Origin of the sequence: Helicobacter pylori, assembly GCF_001653475.1 — a bacterium.
GTDB lineage: Bacteria > Campylobacterota > Campylobacteria > Campylobacterales > Helicobacteraceae > Helicobacter > Helicobacter pylori_CM.
This window is the reverse complement of record NZ_CP011487.1, coordinates 22,598-45,655: the sequence shown is the minus strand read 5'-3', so window position 1 is coordinate 45,655 and position 23,058 is coordinate 22,598. Positions and strand designations below refer to the sequence as shown.

General features: G+C 39.4%; 17 protein-coding genes and 3 pseudogenes. 11 read left to right on the top strand and 9 right to left on the bottom strand.

Annotation, left to right across the window (positions count from 1 at the left end; translation table 11 throughout):
* The first annotated feature begins 1 nt into the window (after position 1).
* From ureB to AA974_RS00190, 6 genes are all read left to right on the top strand, one after another.
* Positions 2–1,711: an urease subunit beta gene (gene ureB / locus AA974_RS00215; protein ID WP_000724281.1), complete on the top strand. Its 1,710-nt coding sequence runs from the start codon at positions 2–4 to the stop codon at positions 1,709–1,711.
* Positions 1,712–1,902: 191 nt separating this feature from the next.
* The gene (ureI, locus tag AA974_RS00210) at positions 1,903–2,490 is read left to right on the top strand and encodes an acid-activated urea channel protein UreI (RefSeq protein WP_000901267.1); all 588 of its coding nucleotides are present in this window, start codon (positions 1,903–1,905) and stop codon (positions 2,488–2,490) included.
* Between the two features lies 1 nt (position 2,491).
* Positions 2,492–3,004, top strand: coding sequence for an urease accessory protein UreE (gene ureE, locus AA974_RS00205; RefSeq protein WP_064432914.1), 513 nt, complete (start codon positions 2,492–2,494; stop codon positions 3,002–3,004).
* A gap of 11 nt (positions 3,005–3,015) precedes the next feature.
* Entirely contained in the window at positions 3,016–3,789 is a 774-nt protein-coding gene (locus AA974_RS00200; protein WP_080470964.1) for an urease accessory protein UreF, read from the top strand.
* Positions 3,790–3,817: 28 nt separating this feature from the next.
* Positions 3,818–4,417, top strand: a complete 600-nt coding sequence (gene ureG / locus AA974_RS00195) for an urease accessory protein UreG (RefSeq protein ID WP_064432912.1) — start codon at positions 3,818–3,820, stop codon at positions 4,415–4,417.
* Positions 4,417–5,214, top strand: coding sequence for an urease accessory protein UreD (locus AA974_RS00190; protein WP_064432911.1), 798 nt, complete (start codon positions 4,417–4,419; stop codon positions 5,212–5,214). Before ureG ends, AA974_RS00190 begins: the two co-directional genes overlap by 1 nt.
* A 56-nt stretch (positions 5,215–5,270) precedes the next feature.
* Here the strand turns inward: AA974_RS00190 and AA974_RS00185 are convergent.
* The 9 genes and pseudogenes from AA974_RS00185 to AA974_RS00145 form a co-directional block, all read right to left on the bottom strand.
* Positions 5,271–7,705: pseudogene (locus AA974_RS00185) on the bottom strand (FtsK/SpoIIIE domain-containing protein).
* A complete protein-coding gene (locus tag AA974_RS00175) occupies positions 7,702–8,049 on the bottom strand; it encodes a hypothetical protein (RefSeq protein WP_064432910.1) in 348 nt (115 codons plus the stop codon). Before AA974_RS00175 ends, AA974_RS00185 begins: the two are co-directional and overlap by 4 nt.
* A 1-nt stretch (position 8,050) precedes the next feature.
* Positions 8,051–8,476 carry an SMI1/KNR4 family protein gene (locus AA974_RS00170; protein WP_064432909.1) on the bottom strand — a complete coding sequence of 142 codons (426 nt, stop codon included), beginning with the start codon at positions 8,474–8,476 and terminating at the stop codon, positions 8,051–8,053.
* A pseudogene (locus AA974_RS00165) lies at positions 8,446–9,774 on the bottom strand (HNH endonuclease signature motif containing protein). Before AA974_RS00165 ends, AA974_RS00170 begins: the two are co-directional and overlap by 31 nt.
* 9 nt (positions 9,775–9,783) lie before the next feature.
* The gene (locus AA974_RS00160; RefSeq protein WP_064432908.1) at positions 9,784–10,044 is read right to left on the bottom strand and encodes a hypothetical protein; all 261 of its coding nucleotides are present in this window, start codon (positions 10,042–10,044) and stop codon (positions 9,784–9,786) included.
* A gap of 16 nt (positions 10,045–10,060) precedes the next feature.
* Positions 10,061–10,630, bottom strand: a complete 570-nt coding sequence (locus AA974_RS00155) for a hypothetical protein (protein ID WP_064432907.1) — start codon at positions 10,628–10,630, stop codon at positions 10,061–10,063.
* Positions 10,627–13,059, bottom strand: a complete 2,433-nt coding sequence (locus tag AA974_RS00150) for a hypothetical protein (RefSeq protein WP_064432906.1) — start codon at positions 13,057–13,059, stop codon at positions 10,627–10,629. The genes AA974_RS00155 and AA974_RS00150 overlap by 4 nt, the downstream gene beginning before the upstream one ends.
* Positions 13,060–13,102: 43 nt before the next feature.
* Positions 13,103–13,726, bottom strand: a pseudogene (locus AA974_RS08340) (hypothetical protein).
* Between the two features lie 262 nt (positions 13,727–13,988).
* Positions 13,989–14,198, bottom strand: a complete 210-nt coding sequence (locus AA974_RS00145) for a hypothetical protein (protein ID WP_064432905.1) — start codon at positions 14,196–14,198, stop codon at positions 13,989–13,991.
* Between the two features lie 328 nt (positions 14,199–14,526).
* Here AA974_RS00145 and AA974_RS00140 point away from each other — a divergent pair, with 328 nt between their 5' ends.
* From AA974_RS00140 to AA974_RS00115, 5 genes are all read left to right on the top strand, one after another.
* Entirely contained in the window at positions 14,527–18,084 is a 3,558-nt protein-coding gene (locus AA974_RS00140; RefSeq protein ID WP_064432904.1) for a bifunctional proline dehydrogenase/L-glutamate gamma-semialdehyde dehydrogenase, read from the top strand.
* Positions 18,085–18,110: 26 nt separating this feature from the next.
* The gene (putP, locus tag AA974_RS00135) at positions 18,111–19,601 is read left to right on the top strand and encodes a sodium/proline symporter PutP (RefSeq protein ID WP_064432903.1); all 1,491 of its coding nucleotides are present in this window, start codon (positions 18,111–18,113) and stop codon (positions 19,599–19,601) included.
* Between the two features lie 432 nt (positions 19,602–20,033).
* Positions 20,034–21,287: an HNH endonuclease gene (locus tag AA974_RS00125; protein WP_064432902.1), complete on the top strand. Its 1,254-nt coding sequence runs from the start codon at positions 20,034–20,036 to the stop codon at positions 21,285–21,287.
* Positions 21,284–22,351 (top strand): DNA cytosine methyltransferase, encoded by a 1,068-nt coding sequence (locus AA974_RS00120; RefSeq protein ID WP_064432901.1) that lies wholly within the window; start codon positions 21,284–21,286, stop codon positions 22,349–22,351. The genes AA974_RS00125 and AA974_RS00120 overlap by 4 nt, the downstream gene beginning before the upstream one ends.
* Complete coding sequence (locus AA974_RS00115) at positions 22,348–23,046, top strand: DNA-methyltransferase (protein WP_064432900.1); 699 nt, start codon at positions 22,348–22,350, stop codon at positions 23,044–23,046. The genes AA974_RS00120 and AA974_RS00115 overlap by 4 nt, the downstream gene beginning before the upstream one ends.
* The last annotated feature ends 12 nt before the right edge of the window (positions 23,047–23,058 follow it).

Sequence of the window (23,058 nt, the reverse complement as noted above, 5' to 3'; positions counted from 1 at the left end):
AATGAAAAAAATTAGCAGAAAAGAATACGCATCTATGTATGGTCCTACCACAGGCGATAAAGTGAGATTGGGCGATACAGACTTGATCGCTGAAGTAGAACATGACTACACCATTTATGGCGAAGAGCTTAAATTCGGTGGCGGTAAAACCCTAAGAGAAGGCATGAGCCAATCCAACAACCCCAGCAAAGAAGAATTGGATTTAATCATCACTAACGCTTTAATCGTGGATTACACCGGTATTTATAAAGCGGATATTGGTATTAAAGATGGCAAAATCGCTGGCATTGGTAAAGGCGGTAACAAAGACATGCAAGATGGCGTTAAAAACAATCTTAGCGTGGGTCCTGCTACTGAAGCGCTAGCCGGTGAAGGTTTGATCGTAACTGCTGGTGGTATTGACACACACATCCACTTCATTTCACCCCAACAAATCCCTACAGCTTTCGCAAGCGGTGTGACAACGATGATTGGTGGCGGAACTGGCCCTGCTGATGGCACTAACGCAACCACTATCACTCCAGGCAGAAGAAATTTAAAATGGATGCTTAGAGCGGCTGAAGAATATTCCATGAACTTAGGTTTCTTGGCTAAAGGTAACGCTTCTAACGATGCGAGCTTAGCCGATCAAATTGAAGCTGGTGCGATTGGCTTTAAAATCCACGAAGACTGGGGAACAACTCCTTCTGCAATCAATCATGCGTTAGATGTTGCGGACAAATACGATGTGCAAGTCGCTATCCACACAGACACTCTGAATGAAGCCGGTTGTGTAGAAGACACTATGGCAGCCATTGCCGGACGCACTATGCACACTTTCCACACTGAAGGTGCTGGTGGCGGACACGCTCCTGATATTATTAAAGTAGCCGGTGAACACAACATTTTGCCCGCTTCCACTAACCCCACTATCCCTTTCACTGTGAATACAGAAGCAGAGCATATGGACATGCTTATGGTGTGCCACCACTTGGATAAAAGCATTAAAGAAGATGTCCAGTTCGCTGATTCAAGAATCCGCCCTCAAACCATTGCGGCTGAAGACACTTTGCATGACATGGGGATTTTCTCAATCACTAGTTCTGACTCTCAAGCTATGGGTCGTGTGGGTGAAGTTATCACCAGAACTTGGCAAACAGCTGACAAAAACAAAAAAGAATTTGGCCGCCTGAAAGAAGAAAAAGGCGATAACGACAACTTCAGGATCAAACGCTACTTGTCTAAATACACCATTAACCCAGCGATCGCTCATGGGATTAGCGAGTATGTAGGTTCTGTAGAAGTGGGCAAAGTGGCTGACTTGGTATTGTGGAGTCCAGCATTCTTTGGCGTGAAACCCAACATGATCATCAAAGGCGGGTTCATTGCATTGAGTCAAATGGGTGATGCGAACGCTTCTATCCCTACCCCACAACCAGTTTATTACAGAGAAATGTTCGCTCATCATGGTAAAGCCAAATACGATGCAAACATCACTTTTGTGTCTCAAGCGGCTTATGACAAAGGCATTAAAGAAGAATTAGGGCTTGAAAGACAAGTGTTGCCGGTTAAAAATTGCAGAAATATCACTAAAAAAGACATGCAATTCAACGACACTACCGCTCACATTGAAGTCAATCCTGAAACTTACCATGTGTTCGTGGATGGCAAAGAAGTAACTTCTAAACCAGCCAATAAAGTGAGCTTGGCGCAACTCTTTAGCATTTTCTAGGATCTTATAGGAGTCATGCTCCTTAAATCCTTATTTTTCAGCTCTCTGATTTTTTGTTTATCAAAAAATTGGGGGCTTTTTTTGTTTTTATTTTTTGTCAATTTACTATTTTTTTTTATGATTAGCTCAAGCAACAAAAGTTATTCGTAAGGTGCGTTTGTTGTAAAAATTTTGTTTGGAAGGAAAAGGCAATGCTAGGACTTGTATTGTTATATGTTGGGATTGTTTTGATCAGCAATGGGATTTGCGGTTTAACCAAAGTCGATCCTAAAAGCACTGCGGTGATGAACTTTTTTGTGGGCGGGCTTTCCATTGTTTGTAATGTGGTTGTCATCACTTATTCCGCACTCCACCCTACAGCCCCTGTAGAAGGTGCCGAAGATATCGCTCAAGTATCGCACCATTTGACTAGTTTCTATGGGCCAGCGACTGGGTTATTGTTCGGTTTTACCTACTTGTATGCAGCTATCAACCACACTTTTGGTTTGGATTGGAGGCCCTACTCTTGGTATAGCTTATTCGTAGCGATCAACACTGTTCCTGCTGCGATTTTATCCCACTATAGCGATATGCTTGATGACCACAAAGTGTTAGGCATCACTGAAGGCGATTGGTGGGCGATCATTTGGTTGGCTTGGGGTGTTTTGTGGCTTACCGCTTTCATTGAAAACATCTTGAAAATCCCTTTAGGGAAATTCACTCCATGGCTTGCTATTATCGAAGGTATTTTAACCGCTTGGATTCCTGCTTGGTTACTCTTTATCCAACACTGGGTGTGAGATGATCATAGAGCGTTTAGTGGGCAATCTAGGGGATTTAAACCCCTTGGATTTCAGCGTGGATTATGTGGATTTAGAATGGTTTGAAACGAGGAAGAAAATCGCTCGCTTTAAAACTAGGCAAGGCAAAGACATAGCCATACGCCTTAAAGACGCCCCCAAGCTAGGTCTCTCTCAAGGGGATATTTTATTTAAAGAAGAGAAGGAAATTATCGCCGTTAATATCTTGGATTCTGAAGTCATTCACATCCAAGCTAAGAGCGTGGCAGAAGTGGCGAAAATATGCTACGAAATAGGAAACCGCCATGCGGCTTTATACTATGGCGAGTCTCAATTTGAATTTAAAACACCATTTGAAAAGCCTACGCTAGCCTTATTAGAAAAGCTAGGGGTTCAAAATCATGTTTTAAGTTCAAAACTAAATTCCAAAGAACGCTTAACCGTGAGCATGCCCCATAGTGAGCCTAATTTTAAGGTCTCACTAGCGAACGATTTTAAAGTGGTTATGAAATAGAAAAATAGCAGATGGATAAAGGAAAAAGCATGAAAAGCACTAAAAAAAGCGTGGGTATGCTCCCAAAAACTCCAAAAACAGACAACAATGTCGATAGTCATCATGTGGATAATGAATTTCTGATCTTACAAGTCAATGATGCGGTGTTCCCCATTGGCTCTTACACGCATTCTTTTGGGCTAGAAACTTACATCCAGCAAAAAAAGGTTACCAATAAAGAAAGCGCTTTAGAGTATTTAAAAGCCAATCTCTCCAGCCAGTTCCTTTATACGGAAATGCTGAGCTTGAAATTAACCTATGAAAGCACCCTCCAACAAGATTTAAAAAAGATCTTAAGGGTTGAAGAAATCATTACGCTATCCACAAGCCCCATGGAATTACGATTAGCCAATCAAAAGCTAGGCAATCGTTTCATTAAAACCTTACAAGCCATGAACGGATTAGACATGGGCGAATTTTTTAGCGCTTACGCTCAAAAAACCAAAGATCCAACCCATGCCACTAGCTATGGCGTTTTTGCGGCGAGCTTGAATATTGAATTGAAAAAGGCTTTAAGGCATTATCTTTATGCACAAACTTCTAACATGGTGATCAACTGCGTTAAAAGCGTCCCTTTATCCCAAAACGACGGGCAAAGAATCTTATTGAGCTTGCAAAGCCCTTTTAACCAGCTCATAGAAAAAACCCTAGAACTAGACGAAAGCCACCTGTGTGCGGCAAGCGTTCAAAACGACATTAAGGCGATGCAGCATGAGAGTTTATACTCGCGCCTTTATATGTCTTGAATTTTAATCTCAAATTGAAAGGAATTTTATGGTAAAAATTGGAGTTTGTGGTCCTGTAGGAAGCGGTAAAACCGCCTTGATTGAGGCTTTAACACGCCACATGTCAAAAGATTATGACATGGCGGTCATCACGAATGATATTTACACTAAAGAAGACGCAGAGTTTATGTGCAAGAATTCGGTGATGCCACGAGACAGAATCATTGGCGTAGAAACAGGAGGCTGTCCGCACACAGCTATTAGAGAAGACGCTTCTATGAATTTAGAAGCCGTAGAAGAAATGCATGACCGTTTCCCTGATTTGGAATTGCTTTTGATTGAAAGCGGAGGCGATAACCTTTCGGCGACTTTTAACCCAGAGCTAGCGGACTTTACGATTTTTGTGATTGATGTGGCTGAGGGCGATAAAATCCCTAGGAAAGGCGGACCAGGAATCACGCGATCAGACTTGCTTGTCATCAATAAGATTGACTTAGCCCCCTATGTGGGAGCGGACTTGAAAGTCATGGAAAGGGATTCTAAAAAAATGCGCGGCGAAAAGCCCTTTATTTTTACGAATATCCGCGCTAAAGAAGGTTTAGATGATGTGATCGCTTGGATCAAGCGCAACGCTTTATTGGAAGATTGATGAACACTTACGCTCAAGAATCCAAGCTCAGGTTGAAAACCAAAATAGGGGCTGACGGACGGTGCGTGATTGAAGACAATTTCTTCACGCCCCCCTTTAAGCTCATGGCGCCCTTTTACCCTAAAGACGATTTAGCTGAAATCATGCTTTTAGCGGTAAGCCCTGGCATGATGAGAGGCGATGCACAAGACATGGAATTAAACATCGGTCCAAATTGCAAGCTGAGAATCACTTCGCAATCCTTTGAAAAAATCCATAACACTGAAGACGGGTTTGCCAGCAGAGACATGTGCATTGTTGTGGGGGAAAACGCTTTTTTAGACTTCGCACCTTTCCCGTTAATCCCCTTTGAAAACGCGCATTTTAAGGGCAATACCACGATTTCTTTACGCTCTAGCTCTCAATTGCTCTATAGTGAAATCATTGTCGCAGGGCGAGTGGCTCGTAATGAGTTGTTCCAATTCAACCGCTTACACACAAAAATCTCTATTTTACAAGATGAGAAACCCATTTATTATGACAACACGATTTTAGATCCAAAAACCACCGACATGAATAACATGTGCATGTTTGATGGCTATACGCATTATTTGAATCTGGTGCTTGTCAATTGCCCCATAGAGCCATCTAGCGTGCGAGAACGGATTGAAGAAAGCGAAGGAGTGGATGGGGCAGTGAGTGAAATCGCTAGTTCTCATTTATGCGTGAAAGCTTTAGCGAAAGGCTCAGAACCCTTATTGCATTTAAGAGAAAAAATCGCTCGTCTCATCACGCAAACCATCACGCAAAAGATTTAAAAGCACTTCAAAAAGATTAAATTCCTTTAGTCTTTTTAACCCCCCCTTTTTTAACACTATAAACTGAAAGGCCTGAATTCAGTATAGCCGTCTTGAGAAAGATCTACAAATAGTGCGTTGAGTTTGTTTGTTAATGGAGGTAAATCTTTTGCGATAGCGTCTAAGTTTTCCCTATTGCACTTAAAGGCCAAGCGTTGTTTGAAGTGCTCTTTTAACAACTCACTTAATGACTTGAGATTGTAATTATCTTTAATCTGTTTGAAATCATGCACAAAGATGATGCAATACTGCTCGTTGTCTGTGGCTTTTTCTAAAAACGATTTTAATTTTTCCACCCCTATTTTTTCGCACAACTCTTTGGCTTCATTCAGATTATCTATCACAAGCACGCTATTAGGGCTTATGGCGGTGTCTAGAACGCTCACTAGAGGGCTTTGCATGGGCGTGATGTTGTGTTTTTCAGCCCATCAAGTTCTCTTATAAGGCGTTTTTCAGCGTTGTAAAAGAGCAACTCTTTGTTGGCCGTCTTGAAATTTTGAGCGAAGAGCTTCATTAAGGCGATGCGAGCGTTTAAATCTTGGCTCACCACCAACAAATGCGATTCATTGCTTTCAAACTCAACCATAAAGTCCTTTTGCTCATAGTCCGCTTCTTTGCCCAGATGCAAACGCATTTCATCAGCCTTAAGGGTGTTGGGCATTTCTAAAGGCGTCTCGCCATTATAGATTTTATGATCTATGGGCACGAGATTTCTCTGGTTAAATGCTTCATGGATTTTTTTGATAAATGCTTTGAAATCATCAGGGGCTTTAGGGATAGTCATCTTGGTGTGGGATTTTTGATGCCCCCCATTGTTGTTGAAAATGCCTTCTGGCCTGACAAGCTCACAAGCCGCATCGTCACTCAAAACACTATTGCTGTCTTCGGCGTCCATAGGCAAAGCGATGCGGTTGGCGATTTGAGCCATAATGCTTCTATTGATGTCAGCACCGCGCATGGTTTGAGTGGCTAAAATTAAATGCACCCCATAGCTACGGCCCTTTTTAAGCAGAGTGTTTAAAAGCTGTTCCACGCTATCTCTCCCTTTAAGGGAGTTATCGCTAAAAAGCACCTGAAATTCATCAATCACTACGATTAGTCTGGACATTTCGCCATGCTTTCGGTAATCGCTCAAATCTTTCACATTAATTAAATTTCTTGAACTCATTGGCTCTTTCTTGCATCTCTTTACAAAGCCAGCTTAAAAAACTCATGCCATAACCTATCGAACTCGCCACGCTCACTAACCTCGCATGCTCTAAAATCGTTGGGTTTGTGTAGGCGTTAAATTCCACCCCCTCTTTATAGTCTAATAAAAAGAGTTGGACCTCATTAGGCAAATAGTAGAAGGCCAGGTTTTGGATCAATACATGCAAGAAATTGGATTTCCTGCTCCCGCTGCGCCCGCAAATGAGCGTGTGGTTTTGCGCTCCACCGATCTCAAAACACACCTCTTTGTGGTTAATATCCCACCCCACTGGCACAGACACTTCAGAATGAGAGCTTTCAGTCCAAAATTCTTCGTCTTTTTGTAAGTCTTTCAACTCCCTCTTGACTGCTTTCCTTCCCTCGTAATACGCTTTAATTTTAGTAGCGAAGTTTTGCATGTGCTGGGATTGGATACCTTGATCGTTGATCACTTCTACGCTAAGGTATTTGAAGCGTTCAAAACTTGTCCTGTCTTTAAAAAACTCCGCATAGTTTTTCAAATATTCTGCGGATTTATTGTTTTTTTCGCTCTCTAAATTGACAAAGCTCAAAACCCCATTTTTAGAGCCAAAACGCATGATTTTTTCCAGATGATAAAGTGCATCTTTACTCAAAGCATCCACCCCGCTTAAAAAAAGCGCTTTTAAAGGCAAGGGGTCTGTGGCTTTTTCATTATAATGCGCGAAATCTTTATAACCGGCTAGTTTTTCTTGCAAATTAACCTTTAAATATTCATACAAATGCTTTAGGGATTCTTCTATTTCCTTGCTCTCGGTTAAAATTCTTTGCTGGTAAATAAAATCATTGTTTTTATCTAAAAGCCTTCTTGCCAAACTGAAAATGCCTCCCAAGCTCAGCGCATCAATCAAAATCACTTCTAATTGCACTAAAGGCGTTCTGGATAGCAAGCACATGAGCATTTCTCTTAAAAACTGCCCGTCTTTTTCATGCTCTATATACAAGCTTTTAGGAGGGAAAGGATAAACTTTAGGCAAGCAAAAATCCACATTAGCGCCATTTTTGCCTTTAATTTCCAATAAACCGCAGCTTAAAAATTGGGGGTAAGCGCCGTTTCATTGAATTCTGGCGCATCTGTGAATTGCACTTGAATTTGCCTGATGCTCTTTTGGTAGTCTTCTATTGGTGAGACGATGGGTTTGAGAAAACTCTCTGGCTCTTTTTTATGGACAACTTTATCTAGGGCATCATCCAGTTTTTGCAACAATGTGTTGATTTCAATTATTTTTTATCCTCTTTTTTAAGATATTTATCATATTTTTTATTAGCTTCTCTTTCCTTCTCTTTGGATTCACGCATCAACTTATCGATCTCGCTTTTTGAATGGAAATTCATATCAATTCGCTTCATCAAAGACTCGGCGTTTTCAATTTGCTCATTGATTCTTCTTCTTTGGCTTTGAGTGTCTTGCTCTAAATTTTCTAAATCATGTGCGATTCTTAGCATGTCCTCTAACACCTCATCTCTGAGTTTCTGCCCTAAATCATCTTGCATGGCATTTTCTGTAAAATCACCACAAATCTTTTTTAATTCAAGGGTGCAACCCTCCAAATAAACTTCATGAGACATTTTAACCCCTTGATTCCAGTTTTTTAAAAAACATTTTGAGGTGCAACAACGCATGTTTTGAGCCATCATCAGTGTCTAAAAACAGCACCACATCGGTAGTCGTATTCAAAAGATAATACCCCCCATACCCGTCATTAGCGAATACAATTTCTTCAGGCTCTAACCATTCTTTCAAGCTCTGCATGAAATCAATAAATAAGCCCTTGCCCTCTAAATTGAAGTTCAAAACATGTTTGAAAGTGTAAGACTTATTACCCACCGTAAAATAACGCCATTGGCTAAAACCATAGTTTGATCGTTTGACAAAGTCCTTAAACGCATCGCTCAACCCCATTTTTAGCTGATCTTCTAACCCAATCAATGCATTTTCATTGAGCGGCTCTACAAATTCCCAAATCAGTTCTGAGTTTGTAGGAATGCTTTCCATAGTCGATATCCTTTCGTGTGTTTCACGCTTAATAATAACTCTTCTCTCACCAACGCCAAGTTCCCTAAAACATTCGCGTCAAAATGCCACAAATACCCCTTAGGAATGAAACCTTTTGCGATCTGTTCTAGTTCTGCCGCATCAAAGCCCAAATCCTTATTTTTAAGCACGGCTTCTAAAGCCTTTAGGGCATGATGAGCGCATGCGGTTTTATCCACATTCTCTAAAGGCACAATGGCACTACACAACTCATTAAATCTGACTTTTTCGGGGTAGGGGTTTTGCTCATCTATAATAAAGCCCTCTTTTTCTTTTTCTAAAAACTCGCTATAACCCAACGCTTGCCGCTTATAATCTTCATGCCGCTCTAAGACGGGCGCTATTTTTTGGCTCAAATTTTCTGTAGCACGCTCTAACTCTGTGTCCAAATTATCAAAAGCTTCTTTTACGGCGTTTGAATCGTTAGGGGATTTTTTGATTTTTTCTGTAAAATCTTTTAAAACTTTTTTGCAATGCTTTTGGGCTAACGAAAGGCCACCATCAAAAGAATACGCGTTGCTCATCAAATCTTTTCCATGCTCTTTAGCGCGTTCTAACTCACCGCTAGAATCATGGTAGAACCTGTCTTTCAAATCCGTGTATAAAGAAAAGCTAAAATCTTCCCTTAAATCTTTCAAGCACTCATCAAAAGCGCTTTTTTTAGGCTTATCAACAATCGTAGGGCTTTCAAAATCGCGCTCTTTCAAAATTTCTGGGGGCGCGATATGGTATTCGTTATCTATCGCTTCACTCACTCTGTTCAAACGCTTGATAAATTCCTTGTGTTTATCGGTATAAAAATTCAACGCTTTTTTAAGTCTCTCCCAAGCGCTTTCCACAAGTTCTCTGCTCGCTTTGGCTTGAGCCGAGTAGATTTCAAGCGCTTGTTCCAATAGCTCCACATTCCTTTCCCATTTTTCTGTGTTGTCTTTCATGTGACTCAAAGCCAATTCAGCGGCTGCAACGGCTGCAGTAGCAGCAATTATGACAGGAGGGTAAACACACATGGAATAGAAGTAAATTTAAAGCCTCCTAAAACTAATCTAGTGCCCCTTTCATCACTTTTGGCTTTTTCTAATTCTTTTATAGCGCCTTGCAGCTGGGATTCAATTTTCTTGCTTTCTGTTAGGATATTTTGTGCGTATTTATCAAGGTTTTTGATGAATTGAGCGCATTTTTCTTCTTGCAAGGTTTTTTTAAAATCCCTGCATTTTTTAACGATTTCATTGACTTCTTCTGTGTCCGTTCCATTCAGCCATGCATTATCCTTAATAGTCTTCTTCTAAAACCCTAATCCTCTCTTTAAGCCATGCGATTTGCTCTTGCGCGGCTTCATCAAACTCGTTGAAAGTGCTTCTCAAGTTGTCTAACACCTCGCTAAATTTGTCTTTCCTATCGTCTTTCCATGAATCCAAATTATGGAAATGGCTGCTCAAGCCATTCACTTCATCATTCAGTAACTCTTTAAAGCGTTCTAAATGTTCCACAAACCCTCTGACCTCTTCGGTATCCATTTGCACTCTGCTCATCTGTTATCCTTTTCTTTTAAAAATTTTCTTCACTAGAATCAGGCTTTTTATCGCCGCTGATTCTAATGCTCCCACCCCCATAGCTAGGGGGTGTTTCTGCTTGCGCTTCTAGTGCTTGGCCTCTTTCTCTTTTATACTTTTCTTGCTGGCTTTGGTGGTATGTTTTCATGCTGTCTATCACTATTTTTTGATGAGAGCTCCCTAAATCAGCGTTAGTGAGCAATTTTTTGGTGCCATTACCCAAGCTATTAGAACGCTTGTCTTCTATTGTAAGAGACAAATTCAAATCCTTAAACCTCTCTAAAGCATCCACTAGCGCTACCACAAGCTTCCTGTCCCAGACAGAATTTTTCAGCTCCTTATACAAGGAAAAAATCTCGTGCGGGAATTGTTTGTCATACAAAAACAAAAGGTCTAAATTTTCTAAAAATTCCAAATTGGAACGCTCTTTAAAATTTTTCAAAAAGCCCTCTTTTAAAGGCTCAAAGCCTTCAGTGATAGGAATTAGCCTCTTGTCTTTGGTGTGTTTAAACACCATAACGCTTTCTTCAATCACGACAAACGCATACGCGTTCTTAGCCATCATAATTTTTCTACCTCGCTTTCATAGATTAATTGGTTGTCTTTAAACAGCCCCACTTTAATGCTTTGTGAATCCACACAGCACACCTTCACATCCACTCCTTCATGCTCTTCTAGCGCTATGGAAATAAAATGCGTGTCTTGAATGTTTAAAGCGTTGGTGTTGGCTAGGGGTTTATCGCTGTAGCGTATCTCTAGCACATCAAAGCCTCCCCATTCCTCTTTAGTTTGGAACATCTGGTATTCATTAGGTTTTAAAGAATCCCGACTGATTCTCGTGTGGAATTTCCCTTCTCTCTCCATGCCCAAATCGTATTTAAACACAGGATTGGAATCTATAGAGGGCATTTCAATTCCTCCAGGTTTGTTCCTGCTTTCTAAAAGCCCGAAAGCCACCCCAGTTTTGCAAGTGGGCTTCAAATAAGCCGGGATATTAGAAGCATCTTCTCCTGTAAGCTCTGAAATCTGATCGTCTGATTCTGGCGTGCCTAGTGGATCATAAAGAATGAATGCAAAATCATCTTTAGAAGTCTTTTGCTTGTAATCTTTAAGCTGCTTTTCTTTAGCGTTTTCAAACGCTTGTTTGACCAGCACTGATCGGCTCGCATTCCCCCCTAAGAAAACATGAAACGACCGACACTGATCATCAATATTTTCAGCCATCACTTGAGAAAATCCTGCAAAGAAGTTGGCAACGCCTTCATCTATCTTGCCTTTTAAGAGGTTTAAAAGCTCTTTGCAATCCACTTTGGGTTCGGTTTCTTCTTCTTTCCCGTTCCTATCAAACAGCACGATTTTAAAATCCTTTTCAAAGTCTTTTATCTCAAACTCTTCATCTTCTTCTATCGCTTCTACGCTATCAGCGTCTAAATTTTCTAAAAAGCCGCATAATTTGGAAGCAATCTTTTGCAAATTCAAGCGCACTTCTCTGGAGTTTTGCATAAAAGATCCAAAGCGTTGCGTATCGATTCTGTCATAGTTGGGCTTAGCGATGACAATGTCTTTTTCTTTGAGCGTTTGAAAATTTTGGGCATACGCTTCCCAAGCCAATAATTCCAATAAATTTTCACCGCCTAAAAATTTATCCCCTCCGCTTCTGAAATGCGTCATTTTGTAAGCGAATTTAGGGCTAGCGTTTTTTTCCCATTTGCCAAAGTCAAAATCAGTCTTCCCGCCCCCAAAATCAAACACCCCGTAATAAATTGGCTTGTTTAATTTGTCTGATTTAAAAAACCCATAACTTTTTAAAGCGCTGATGGCATACGCGCAAGGCTCGCTCGCTCTTAATTCCACTTTGAAATTTTTAGCCGTTTTGTCATCGTCAAAAACATGCCTGGGTAAGGATTTTCTCAAGCCTTTTTCAAAACTCTCTCTGATTTTTTCAGCCTGATGCTTTTCATACTTGATGGGATAGGATAAAAAGTATTTCAAAAACACGCCATTATGCATGTTGTTGATGCAGCGGCCAACATAGTAAGCATAGATTTCTATGGGGTTAAAATCCGTGCAACTAGTAAAGCTTTTTAAAGTAAAATCCGCATGTAAATCCCTAAACTTCTGTTCTTCATCCGCTCCAGCCCATTGCTTCAATTTAGAAAAAAACCGATACAAATCATTACCTTGAACGCTTGTAAGATTCTTTTGGGCTTCATGCGCCACTTCCATATCGTCCTTATTTGTGAAAGGGCGGTGGTTTAAAGCGTTATAAGCTTTAAGAAAGGCTCCTTTGTGCCTGAACTCTACTATCGTGGGGTTTTCAAGCTTTGCAAGACTCATATCATCCACGCTCCCGCCAATAGAGAGCAAGCGGTATGTTCCGTTCTTGTCCATGTAGCTTGCAGTCGTGCTTTTAGTCCCAAAGTCAATAGCGACAATACCCCCATTGACATCTTTCAAACTTGAACGGGCATATAAATTGACTTCTTTATTGTTATGGTCCTTGGGCAAATTATCAAACCTAAAGGTTACGCTTTCTTTAGATTTAGGCATATCTAATTCCCAATGCCCCCCGTCTAAATCAAACAATCGGCTTTGACTATAACTCTTAAGGCCTACCGCTATCTCATCCACTTTGAGCATTTTCTCTTTAAACGCTTCAAAATCCACATACACACAGCTATCAGAAACGATTTTTAAGGCTTTTTCTATTCGCTCATTAGTGATCTTTTCAGCTTGCGCTAAATCCTCTATGAATTTTTGATTGTCATCAGAAAAATACCTTAAATAAGTCTCATTATAGGCAATCACATGGAGCACTCTCAAGGCTTTTTTGAACTTGATTCTATCTTCTTCTGACACTTCTTTTTTAAAATGGATCAAACTTGCCTCAATTGTTTCATTGAATGCGGCTCCATTCTTTAAAGACAGATCACACAATTCCTCTACTAAGGGGTGGCCAATAGGCAGTGTTAAACTTTGTAAGCGTGTTACCATGATATTTCCTTTATTGTGGTTTTTGTTGCTGCAATTTTTGGGGTTACTCTTTCAATTGGCGTTTTAAATCCTCTATCTCGCTTCTAAAACGACTGTTTTGCAAGTCCAACTCGTTTTTGTCTGTGTTTTTTAAGCTCAACAGACGCACCAATTCTCGCTCCAGCTCGATTTCTCGCCCCAACTTGGTGCTTGCTTTAGTTAGCCGTTCTTTTTCTCTTAATAACTCAGCTTTTTCTTTTTCTAAAACTTGTTGAGAGTTTTTTAAGTCATTCGCTTGCTTTTGTGATGCGTTAAGCTGATAGTTTAGATTTTCTTTTTCTTGGTTCGCTTGGTTTAATTGGTTTTTTGTCTTTGATAGATCTGTAGTTAGATTTTCTTTTTCTGTGGATAACCCGTTGATCTTGTTAGCTAGATCGCTGTTTGCTTTAGTCAGATTATCTTTTTCTTTTAATAATTCGGTTTTTTCTTTTTCTAAAACTTGCTGAGAGTTTTTTAAGTCATTCGCTTGCTTTTGTGATGCATTAAGCCGATTGTTTAGATTTTATTTTTCTGTGGATAACCCGTTGATTTTGTTAGTTAGCTCGGTGTTTGCTTTAGTCAGATTTTCTTTTTCTTTTAATAACTCGGTTTTTTCGTCTTGGGCTTCTTTAAGAAGTGCTTTCTTTATTTCTTGTAATTCATCATCTAATTTTTGAATGCGATCTGCAAGATTGTTAATAGAATTGTTAATAGATTTTAAAAGCTCTTCATTATTATTGGGGGGGTGGAAGCGGTCGTTTTTGAAATATTCGTATTTTCTACGATATGAGCACCACTCATAAATCTCCTTTTATCTTGTATCAATGCTAAAAAGATTGTTATTGTAATTTGAGAAAACTTAAAATGAGCTTTATTATCTCCCCCCTTTTCGCCCCCCTCTAAACAAACCCCTAGAATGTAGAATCCCAGTGGTTTAAATTAGAAGAATAAGGGTCAAAAAAGCCCTTAGGCGTGTATTGCGCTTCTTTTTTTGCAGGAGCGTCTTTTAGAGAATGGTCTTTAGGAAGACAAGCGAAACGCTGAGTATCAAAGCTAGAACAACCGCTCAATAACAACGCGCCGAGTGTGCCAATCATCATACCATTTTTAATTGTTTTCATTTTATATCCTTTGTTTTGTAAAATTCTTTTCAAATCCGTTTAATTTAAAATCGTTTAATTGAATAAGCTAAACTTTAAATTAAGCGACACGAATGATATAATTTATTTTTAAACAAAAAGTAAATGAAGCTAAAAACAATACAAATTATCACTCAAATTCTTATCATTGTGTAAAAATGCGTGATAAACTCAAAAAGATTGGAATGAGAATTAATTACCACCAGAACAAAATTTAAAATTTAAAAAACATTACCAACCCATGAGACTTAAAGCCAAGCGCTTAAAACATGCTACAATCAAGCCAAATTCTTAAATAAAAGGTCAGCTCATGCAAAAAATCATTGACGATTCACTAGAATTAGCCAAAAAACTGCAAGATAGTATCAGCAACCATTTGAGCGAGCAAGAAAAAGCGTTCCACTCTAAAATGCAAAAGCTTTTAAATAACCCTGAAAACAAAGTCATGCTCATAGAGCTTATGGATCGGAGTTTTAGATGCCTGGACAATAAAGCCCGCTTTGAAATGATTGAGCATGTTTTAGACAAATACAAAAGCCGTGAGATTTTTTCTCCGTTTGAAAAACTGCTTTTAATGGGGTTTTTGAGCTTTGGGAAAATGCTCCCTGATATGAGCGTGCCTTTCTTTGTCAATAAAATCAGAAGCGACACGAAAGCGATGGTCTTGGATCAAGAAGAAAGCCACTTAAAAGAGCGGATTTTAAAAAGAAAGAATGAAAAAATCATTTTGAATGTGAATTTTATTGGCGAAGAGGTTTTAGGCGAAGAAGAAGCTAGTGCGCGTTTTGAAAAATACTCTCAAGCTTTAAAGTCTGACTACATTCAATACATTTCCATTAAAATCACAACGATTTTTTCTCAAATCAATATCCTTGATTTTGAATACTCTAAAAAAGAGATTGTCAAACGCCTAGACGCTCTTTATGCCCTGGCTTTAGAAGAAGAAAAAAAGCAAGGCATGCCTAAATTCATCAATTTGGATATGGAAGAATTTAGGGATTTAGAGCTCACGGTGGAGTCTTTTATGGAGTCCATCGCTAAATTTGATTTGAGCGCTGGTATTGTGTTGCAAGCCTATATCCCTGATTCTTATGAATATTTGAAAAAACTGCACGCTTTTTCTAAAGAAAGGGTTTTAAAAGGGTTAAAGCCCATTAAAATCCGCTTCGTTAAGGGAGCGAACATGGAGAGCGAAGAGACTATCGCTTCCGTGAAAGATTGGGCGTTACCCACATTTTCCAATAAGCAAGACACTGATTCTAATTACAATAAGATGCTGGATTTTGTTTTAGAGGGCGATAATTATAAATACATTCATATTGGCACAGCAAGCCATAATATTTTTGAAATCGCTTATGTCTATACGCGCATCCATGCCATTAACGACCCTGTTGTGTTGGAGCATTTTAGCTTTGAAATGCTAGAGGGCATGAGCTTGCAAGCGAGCCAGGAACTAAAAGAGATGCACCAACTCATTCTTTATGCGCCGGTGTGCGATGAAGCGCATTTTAACAATGCGATCGCTTACTTGGTAAGGCGACTAGATGAGAACACCTCAAGCGATAATTTCATGAAAGCTTTCTTCAACCTCAAAGTAGGCACGAACGAATGGAAAGACCAAGAGCAACGCTTTTTAAACAGCCTTAAAGGAATCGCTGCTTTAGACAATGCCACCCACAGGACTCAAGACAGAAACGCCAAACAAAGCGGGCATACCACCTACCCAAACCACTCCTTTAAAAACGAAAGCGATACCGATTTTATTTTAAAAGCCAACCGAGAATGGGCTAAAAAAGTGCGCGAGAAAATGCATAACGCCCCTATTTTAGAGCTTTACCCAGAAATGGATGGGAGGTTTGAAGATCCTAATTTAACCCCTTTAGAAGTCTTTGATAAAATCCGTCATAAAAAAATCGCTAGCGTGCATCTAGCGGATAAGGAAGCGATTTTAAAAGCCCTAGAAGTGGCTAAAAGCGATAAGAGCCGTTTCAGTCAAAAAAGCTTTACAGAAATCCATGCCTTAATGAGTCAAACCGCCCAGCTTTTTAGAGAAAGGAGAGGCGATCTAATAGGGATTTCGGCTTTAGAAGTGGGTAAGACTTTCGCTGAAACGGACGCTGAAGTGAGCGAAGCCATTGATTTTTTAGAGTTTTACCCTTATAGTTTAAGGGTGTTACAAGAGCAAAACCCAAAAACGAAATTCACCCCCAAAGGCGTGGGTGTGGTCATTGCCCCATGGAATTTCCCTGTGGGCATTTCTGTAGGCACTATCGCTGCTCCCCTAGCCGCTGGCAATCGGGTGATTTACAAGCCCTCAAGTTTGTCTAGCGTAACGGGTTATAAGCTTTGTGAGTGCTTTTGGGATGCGGGCGTGCCTAGAGACGCGCTCATTTACTTGCCCTCTAAAGGGAGCGATATTAGCGAACATCTTTTAAAAGATGAAAGCATCAAGTTTGCCATTTTAACCGGGGGCGAAGACACCGCTTATAAAATGCTAGAGGCTAACCCCACTTTAGCCTTGAGCGCCGAAACAGGCGGTAAAAACGCCACTATTGTGAGCAAAATGGCAGACAGAGACCAAGCGATTAAAAATGTCATCCATTCCGCTTTTAGCAATTCTGGGCAAAAATGCTCCGCCACTTCGCTTTTAGTGTTGGAAAAAGAAGTCTATGAAGATGAGAACTTTAAAAAGACTTTGATAGATGCGACTCTAAGCCTTAGCGTGGGCGATCCTTTTGATTTCAAAAACAAAATCGGCGCTCTAGCACACAAGCCTAATGAAAAGGTCATCAAAGCCATAGATGAATTGAAAAGCTATGAAAATTACGAAATCCCGGTAAGCTTTGCCAATGATAACCCCTATTTGATGAAGCCAAGCATCAAATACGGCACTAAAAAAGGCGATTTCACACACCAAAATGAGCTTTTTACGCCCATTTTATCCGTGATGAAAGCGCAAGATCTAAACGAAGCGATAGAGATAGTCAATTCTACCGGTTACGGGCTGACTAGCGCGTTAGAGTCTTTGGACGAAAGGGAGTGGGAGTATTATTTAGAGCACATTGAAGCCGGTAATATCTATATCAACAAACCCACCACAGGAGCGATTGTTTTGCGCCAGCCTTTTGGGGGGGTTAAAAAATCCGCTGTGGGATTTGGGAGAAAGGTAGGCATTTTTAACTATATCACGCAATTTGTGAATACCCACCAAGAAGAAGAAGATGAAAACGCCTTAATTAACCCCTTAAGCGAAGCTTTAGAGGGCTTGACTCAAAAAGGCTATGATGAGCATACGCATGAGTTGAAGCGCGCGATTTTTATGGCAAAGAGCTACGCTTATCATTATAAGCATGAATTCAGCCAAACTAAAGACTATGTCAAAATCAGAGGCGAAGACAACCTTTTTTCCTACACTAAAGTTAAAAGCGTGGGCTATCGCATCACCGAAAAGGACACTTTAAGCGATATGTTAGGCGTCGCTTTAGCATGTTTAATTTCTCAAATCCCTTTAACGCTCAGCACCGAAAACGAACGAGCGAACAAAGATTTAACATTTTTTTTAGAATGCTTAAAAGCGCTCCAAGCAAACGCCCCTATTGTTTATGAAAGCTTGCAAAAATTCAGCGAGAAATTGAACGCTTTCAATCGTGTCCGTTATTTAAAAAGCGGTTTGGATTTATTGCATAAACAAGCGAGCGCTTTAGGGATTGTTTTAGCCACGGCTAAACCCTGCTTAAACGGGCGTTTTGAATTGCTGTATTACCACTTAGAGCGATCGGTTAGCATCTCTTATCATCGTTACGGGAATTTAGGTTCAAGGGTTTTAAGGCAACCCGCTTGCCACAAATCATGTTGTGCTGAAAAATAAATATTGTATTAAATAAGGAGATCAAAATGGGACATGTTGTTTTAAGCACCCCTATTGTTACGATGTTTGTCGTTTATTCGCTGTTAATGCTCTATATTGGTTTTTATTTTTACAAACAAAATGAAACGACTGAAGATTATTTTTTAGGCGATCGCTCTATGGGCCCTGTGATTAGCGCTTTGAGCGCGGGAGCGAGTGATATGAGCGGGTGGCTTTTAATGGGATTACCTGGAGCTTTATATGTGGGGGGCTTAATCAACTCACACATCGCCATAGGGTTGAGTTTGGGTGCCTTGATTAACTGGGTTTTTGTGGCTAAACGCTTACGCATTTATACGAGTGTGATCGCTAATTCTATTACCATTTCAGATTATTTTGAAACGCGCTTTAGCGATGACAGACACATCTTGCGTTTGATTTCAGCTTTGGTGATTTTAATCTTTTTTATTTTTTACATTTCTTCAGGGCTAGTAAGTGGGGCTAAACTCTTTGAAGCGACCTTTGGCATTCAATACACCTACGCTTTAAGCATTGGCACGCTGATTATCGTCTCTTACACCTTTTTAGGGGGGTATAAGGCGGTGTGTTGGACGGATTTGATTCAAGGGCTTTTGATGATGAGCGCTTTAATCGTGGTACCGATCGTTATGATAATCCAAATTGGAGGGGTTGGAGAGGGGATTAAAATCATTAGAGAAATCAAGCCTGAAAACCTTTCTTTCTTGCAAGGCTCTAGTATAGTCGCTATTATTTCAAGCCTTGCTTGGGGGTTAGGCTATTTTGGGCAACCCCATATTTTAGTGCGTTTCATGTCTATCCGCTCCATTAGAGATGTGCCTAAAGCGACCACTATTGGGATTTCTTGGATGGTTATTTCTTTGATTGGGGCATGCGTTATGGGGCTTTTAGGCGTTGCGTATGCACATAAATTTGACTTGAGCTTGCAAGACCCTGAAAAGATCTTCATTGTGATGAGTCAATTGCTCTTTAACCCTTGGATCACAGGTATTTTATTGAGCGCGATTTTAGCGGCGGTGATGAGCACGGCCAGTTCGCAACTGCTTGTAAGCTCTTCTACCATTGCTGAAGATTTCTATGCGACAATTTTCAATAAAAACGCCCCCCAAAAATTAGTGATGGTTATTTCTAGGCTTTCGGTTTTAGGGGTGGCTTGCATCGCTTTTTTTATTTCAACAGATAGAAACGCCAGCATTCTCAGCATCGTGAGTTACGCATGGGCTGGCTTTGGTGCGAGCTTTGGCTCTGTGATTTTGTTTTCACTTTTTTGGTCAAGAATGACACGCATTGGCGCGATTGCTGGCATGCTCTCTGGGGCTAGCACGGTGATTTTATACGATAAATTTGGCAAAAGCTTTTTGGATATTTATGAAATCGTTCCGGGCTTTATTGCAGCGAGCGTAGCTATTGTTGTGTTTAGTTTGTTTTCTAGCGTGCGAGCAGGCACTAAAGAGGCTTTTGAAACCATGCTTAAAGAAATTGAAAGCTTGAAACATTAATGCTTCAAATGAGTGTGGTTTAATCCTTAAATTCCCCTATGCTCTTTAATCAAACCTTAACCTGTATTTCTTTATTTTTTGGAGGCAGGAGTGGGGCACTATGGGCTTTTAGGAAGGGTTTGAAGGTGTTGCTACCAATGAAATTTTAGAAAAACGCTTGAATACCTAAAGGATTAATCGCAAATGCAAATCAGATGAAAGCTATGATTAGTGGGGGCATTAAAAAGCCAAAAACAAAAGAAAAAATTTTAAAACAAATTGAATTTTCAAGCTAAAATTTTAACAAGTTTTATTGAAACTGGCTATAAAAACCCGCTTGACTTATTTTATCCTTTTCTTAAGCCATGGCTTTGTTAGTAGCATGGATAAAACCTTTAAACAAAAACTAATAAGCGCTATCTTATAATCCTTTTAAAAAATGAAAGGTTATTGTTGCTTGTTTCTCGCTTTTTAAACTCTATTGATCCTTTTAATTTAGGGGTATTGTTGAGCCGTTTCCAAATTAAAAATGGTTGTATTTATGGGGTGTGTTCTTATAAGACTTCAAAATTTGTCCATGACTATGAAGAAAGCAAAACGCAAGTTTTAAACGCTCTCAATCGTTTAAGCGTGCATCAAATTTGGCAGTTCAATCAAGAGAGTGTTACAAAAATCAAAGGAACTTTTGTTTTCATTTTAGAAAACGACTTGCATTTAGATGAAAACTCTTTTTACAAGAAACTTTTAAACTCGCTCATAGACAATTTTTCTTGTTACGCATCTATTCCAATGACAGATAAAGAATATAAAATAGCAACAAATGAATATAAAAGACTCTTTTTGAGCGGGCTTTTTGAAAGCAGGGGCAGCATTGATACGAAACGAAGCTTTTTAACTTTAGATTACTTCTTTCATAACCCTTTAGAGTTTAACAAGTTCCATTATTTAATTGATTTTTTCAATATCCCTAGCGAAGCGCTGAATTTCAATTTCAGGGAATTACAACCTGAATATGTGCAAGTCATTAACCAACGAAACGCTCAATTTAGGATTTATTTAAATTGGTATTCACACTATATCGGTCTGTTTAACCCCTATAAAGCACGAATCGCTAGCGTTACACTTGAAACCGATCTTAAGAAATATGATGGTATTTATTTCAAATTAAGAGTTCTACCAAAAACAGAATATCGTGGCAATAGCTTTATAGAACGCGCTCATTTTTATTTGAAAAATGTTTATCAACAAGATTTAGATGATAAAAGCATTGAAAAATTAAGGGAGCAGTTAGGATTGATTCAAAAGAGTTGGGAGTTTAAACGAGATAGCAAAATCATCAATTTTTATCGTATTTCAACGCCTAATGTTTGCAACGCATGTTGCGGTGATTATGACATTAAAGAAAGAAGTTTTATTTCTTTACCTTTGTATAAAATCACTCAAGATCCTAATTCCTACTATACTGAAATACACCATGTGATTTCTTTAGGCAAAAACAAAGAATTAGATGTTTTAGCCAATCTTGCTAAACTTTGCCCCGCTTGTCATAGGGCTTTAAAAAAAGGGGCTAGCGAAGAGGGGTTTCAAAAACGCTTGATTGGAAATATTCTCAATCACAATAAAGACAACTTAGAATTTGCGCAATTGCGTTTTGAAACTGATGATTTTCCAACGCTTATTAATCGTATTTATGAAAGCTTAAGATGAATTATAAAATTTTAGATTTATTTTGTGGGGCTGGGGGTTTTAGCGCTGGGTTAGAGTATTTAAAAGAGTTTGACGCTTTAATAGGTCTAGATTGCGATAAACAAGCCCTAATCACTTTTGAAAACAACCATAAAAACGCTATGGGTGTTTGTGGGGATATCACTCAAACCGCAATTAAAGAAAAAGTCATCAAACTAGCCCAAACATTAGAAATCAACATGATCATTGGCGGACCTCTCTGTCAAGGCTTTTCTAATAAAGGGAAAAATTTAGGGCTAAAAGATCCTAGGAATTTTTTATTCTTAGAATATATAGAAATAGTGAAAGCCATAAAACCAGAAATTTTTATCATTGAAAATGTGAAAAATCTCATCTCTTGCGCTAAAGGCTATTTTTTAGAAGAAATTAAAGAAAGATTGAACGCTTTAGGGTATCAATTAAGCTATCAAATCCTAAACGCTAAAGATTATGGCGTGCCTCAAAATAGAGAGAGGGCCTTTATTGTAGGGGCTACTCGTTTTAGTTTTGATTTTAATCTTTTAGAGCCTTCTCAAAGCGTGAATATTCAAGATGCAATAAGCGATTTAGCCTATCTTTGTTCTAATGAGGGGGCGTTTGAGAGCGATTATTTAAACCCTATCCAATCAAGTTATCAGGCCTTGATGCGAAAAGATAGCCCTAAATTATACAACCATCAAGCCACCAACCACTCGCAAGCCGCTTTAGAGAAATTAAAGCTCATTGACAAAGAGCAGGGCAAAGAATGCTTGCCTAAAAACTTGCATGGCAAACAGCAATTCAAAAGCACATGGGGGCGTTTGAATTGGAATAAAATCAGTCCCACCATAGACACACGATTTGACACTCCAAGCAATGGCACCAACTCCCACCCTGAATTGCACTGCTCTATCACGCCTAGAGAAGCCACCAGGATACAAAGTTTTAGCGATAATTATATCTTTTATGGCAATAAAACGAGTGTTTGCAAGCAAATCGGTAACGCTGTGCCTCCTCTTCTAGCCCTAGCTTTAGGCAAAGCGATCTTAAAAAGCTTAAGAAAATGATACAAATTTATCACGCTAACGCTTTTGAAATCATCAAAGATTTTTACCAGCAAAATTTAAAAGTGGATGCGATCATCACTGACCCTCCTTACAACATTTCGGTTAAAAACAATTTTTCCACCCTAAAGAGCACTAAAAGGCAAGGCATAGATTTTGGGGAATGGGATAAAAATTTCAAGCTTTTAGAATGGATCGCACGCTACGCCCCCTTAGTCAATCCAAACGGCTGCATGATTATTTTTTGCTCTTACAGGTTTATAAGCTATATCGCTGATTTTTTAGAAGAAAACGGCTTTGTGGTCAAAGACTTTATCCAATGGGTTAAAAATAATCCCATGCCAAGAAATCTTAACCGGCGCTATGTCCAGGACACGGAATTTGCCCTGTGGGCGGTTAAAAAGAAAGCTAAATGGGTGTTTAACAAACCAAAAAATGAAAAATATTTACGGCCCTTGATTTTAAAAAGCCCTATAGTGAGCGGGAATGAAAAAACGCCTCACCCCACGCAAAAAAGCCTGGCTTTAATGGAAAAAATCATTTCCATCCACACAAACCCTAATGACATCGTTCTAGATCCTTTCATGGGGAGCGGCACCACCGGCTTAGCGTGCAAGCGTTTAAAACGAAATTTTATCGGTATCGAATCAGAAAAAGAATATTTTCAAATCGCCAAAAAGCGTTTGAATTTGTTTTAAAAACGCTATTTG

What these genes read in the sequence shown, in the direction of transcription:
- ureB (WP_000724281.1), top strand. Translation starts at nt 2, where the DNA reads ATGAAAAAAATTAGCAGAAAAGAATACGCATCTATGTATGGTCCTACC.
- ureI (WP_000901267.1), top strand. Translation starts at nt 1,903, where the DNA reads ATGCTAGGACTTGTATTGTTATATGTTGGGATTGTTTTGATCAGCAAT.
- ureE (WP_064432914.1), top strand. Translation starts at nt 2,492, where the DNA reads ATGATCATAGAGCGTTTAGTGGGCAATCTAGGGGATTTAAACCCCTTG.
- AA974_RS00200 (WP_080470964.1), top strand. Translation starts at nt 3,016, where the DNA reads ATGGATAAAGGAAAAAGCATGAAAAGCACTAAAAAAAGCGTGGGTATG.
- ureG (WP_064432912.1), top strand. Translation starts at nt 3,818, where the DNA reads ATGGTAAAAATTGGAGTTTGTGGTCCTGTAGGAAGCGGTAAAACCGCC.
- AA974_RS00190 (WP_064432911.1), top strand. Translation starts at nt 4,417, where the DNA reads ATGAACACTTACGCTCAAGAATCCAAGCTCAGGTTGAAAACCAAAATA.
- AA974_RS00175 (WP_064432910.1), bottom strand. Translation starts at nt 8,049, where the DNA reads ATGTCTCATGAAGTTTATTTGGAGGGTTGCACCCTTGAATTAAAAAAG.
- AA974_RS00170 (WP_064432909.1), bottom strand. Translation starts at nt 8,476, where the DNA reads ATGGAAAGCATTCCTACAAACTCAGAACTGATTTGGGAATTTGTAGAG.
- AA974_RS00160 (WP_064432908.1), bottom strand. Translation starts at nt 10,044, where the DNA reads ATGAGCAGAGTGCAAATGGATACCGAAGAGGTCAGAGGGTTTGTGGAA.
- AA974_RS00155 (WP_064432907.1), bottom strand. Translation starts at nt 10,630, where the DNA reads ATGATGGCTAAGAACGCGTATGCGTTTGTCGTGATTGAAGAAAGCGTT.
- AA974_RS00150 (WP_064432906.1), bottom strand. Translation starts at nt 13,059, where the DNA reads ATGGTAACACGCTTACAAAGTTTAACACTGCCTATTGGCCACCCCTTA.
- AA974_RS00145 (WP_064432905.1), bottom strand. Translation starts at nt 14,198, where the DNA reads ATGAAAACAATTAAAAATGGTATGATGATTGGCACACTCGGCGCGTTG.
- AA974_RS00140 (WP_064432904.1), top strand. Translation starts at nt 14,527, where the DNA reads ATGCAAAAAATCATTGACGATTCACTAGAATTAGCCAAAAAACTGCAA.
- putP (WP_064432903.1), top strand. Translation starts at nt 18,111, where the DNA reads ATGGGACATGTTGTTTTAAGCACCCCTATTGTTACGATGTTTGTCGTT.
- AA974_RS00120 (WP_064432901.1), top strand. Translation starts at nt 21,284, where the DNA reads ATGAATTATAAAATTTTAGATTTATTTTGTGGGGCTGGGGGTTTTAGC.
- AA974_RS00115 (WP_064432900.1), top strand. Translation starts at nt 22,348, where the DNA reads ATGATACAAATTTATCACGCTAACGCTTTTGAAATCATCAAAGATTTT.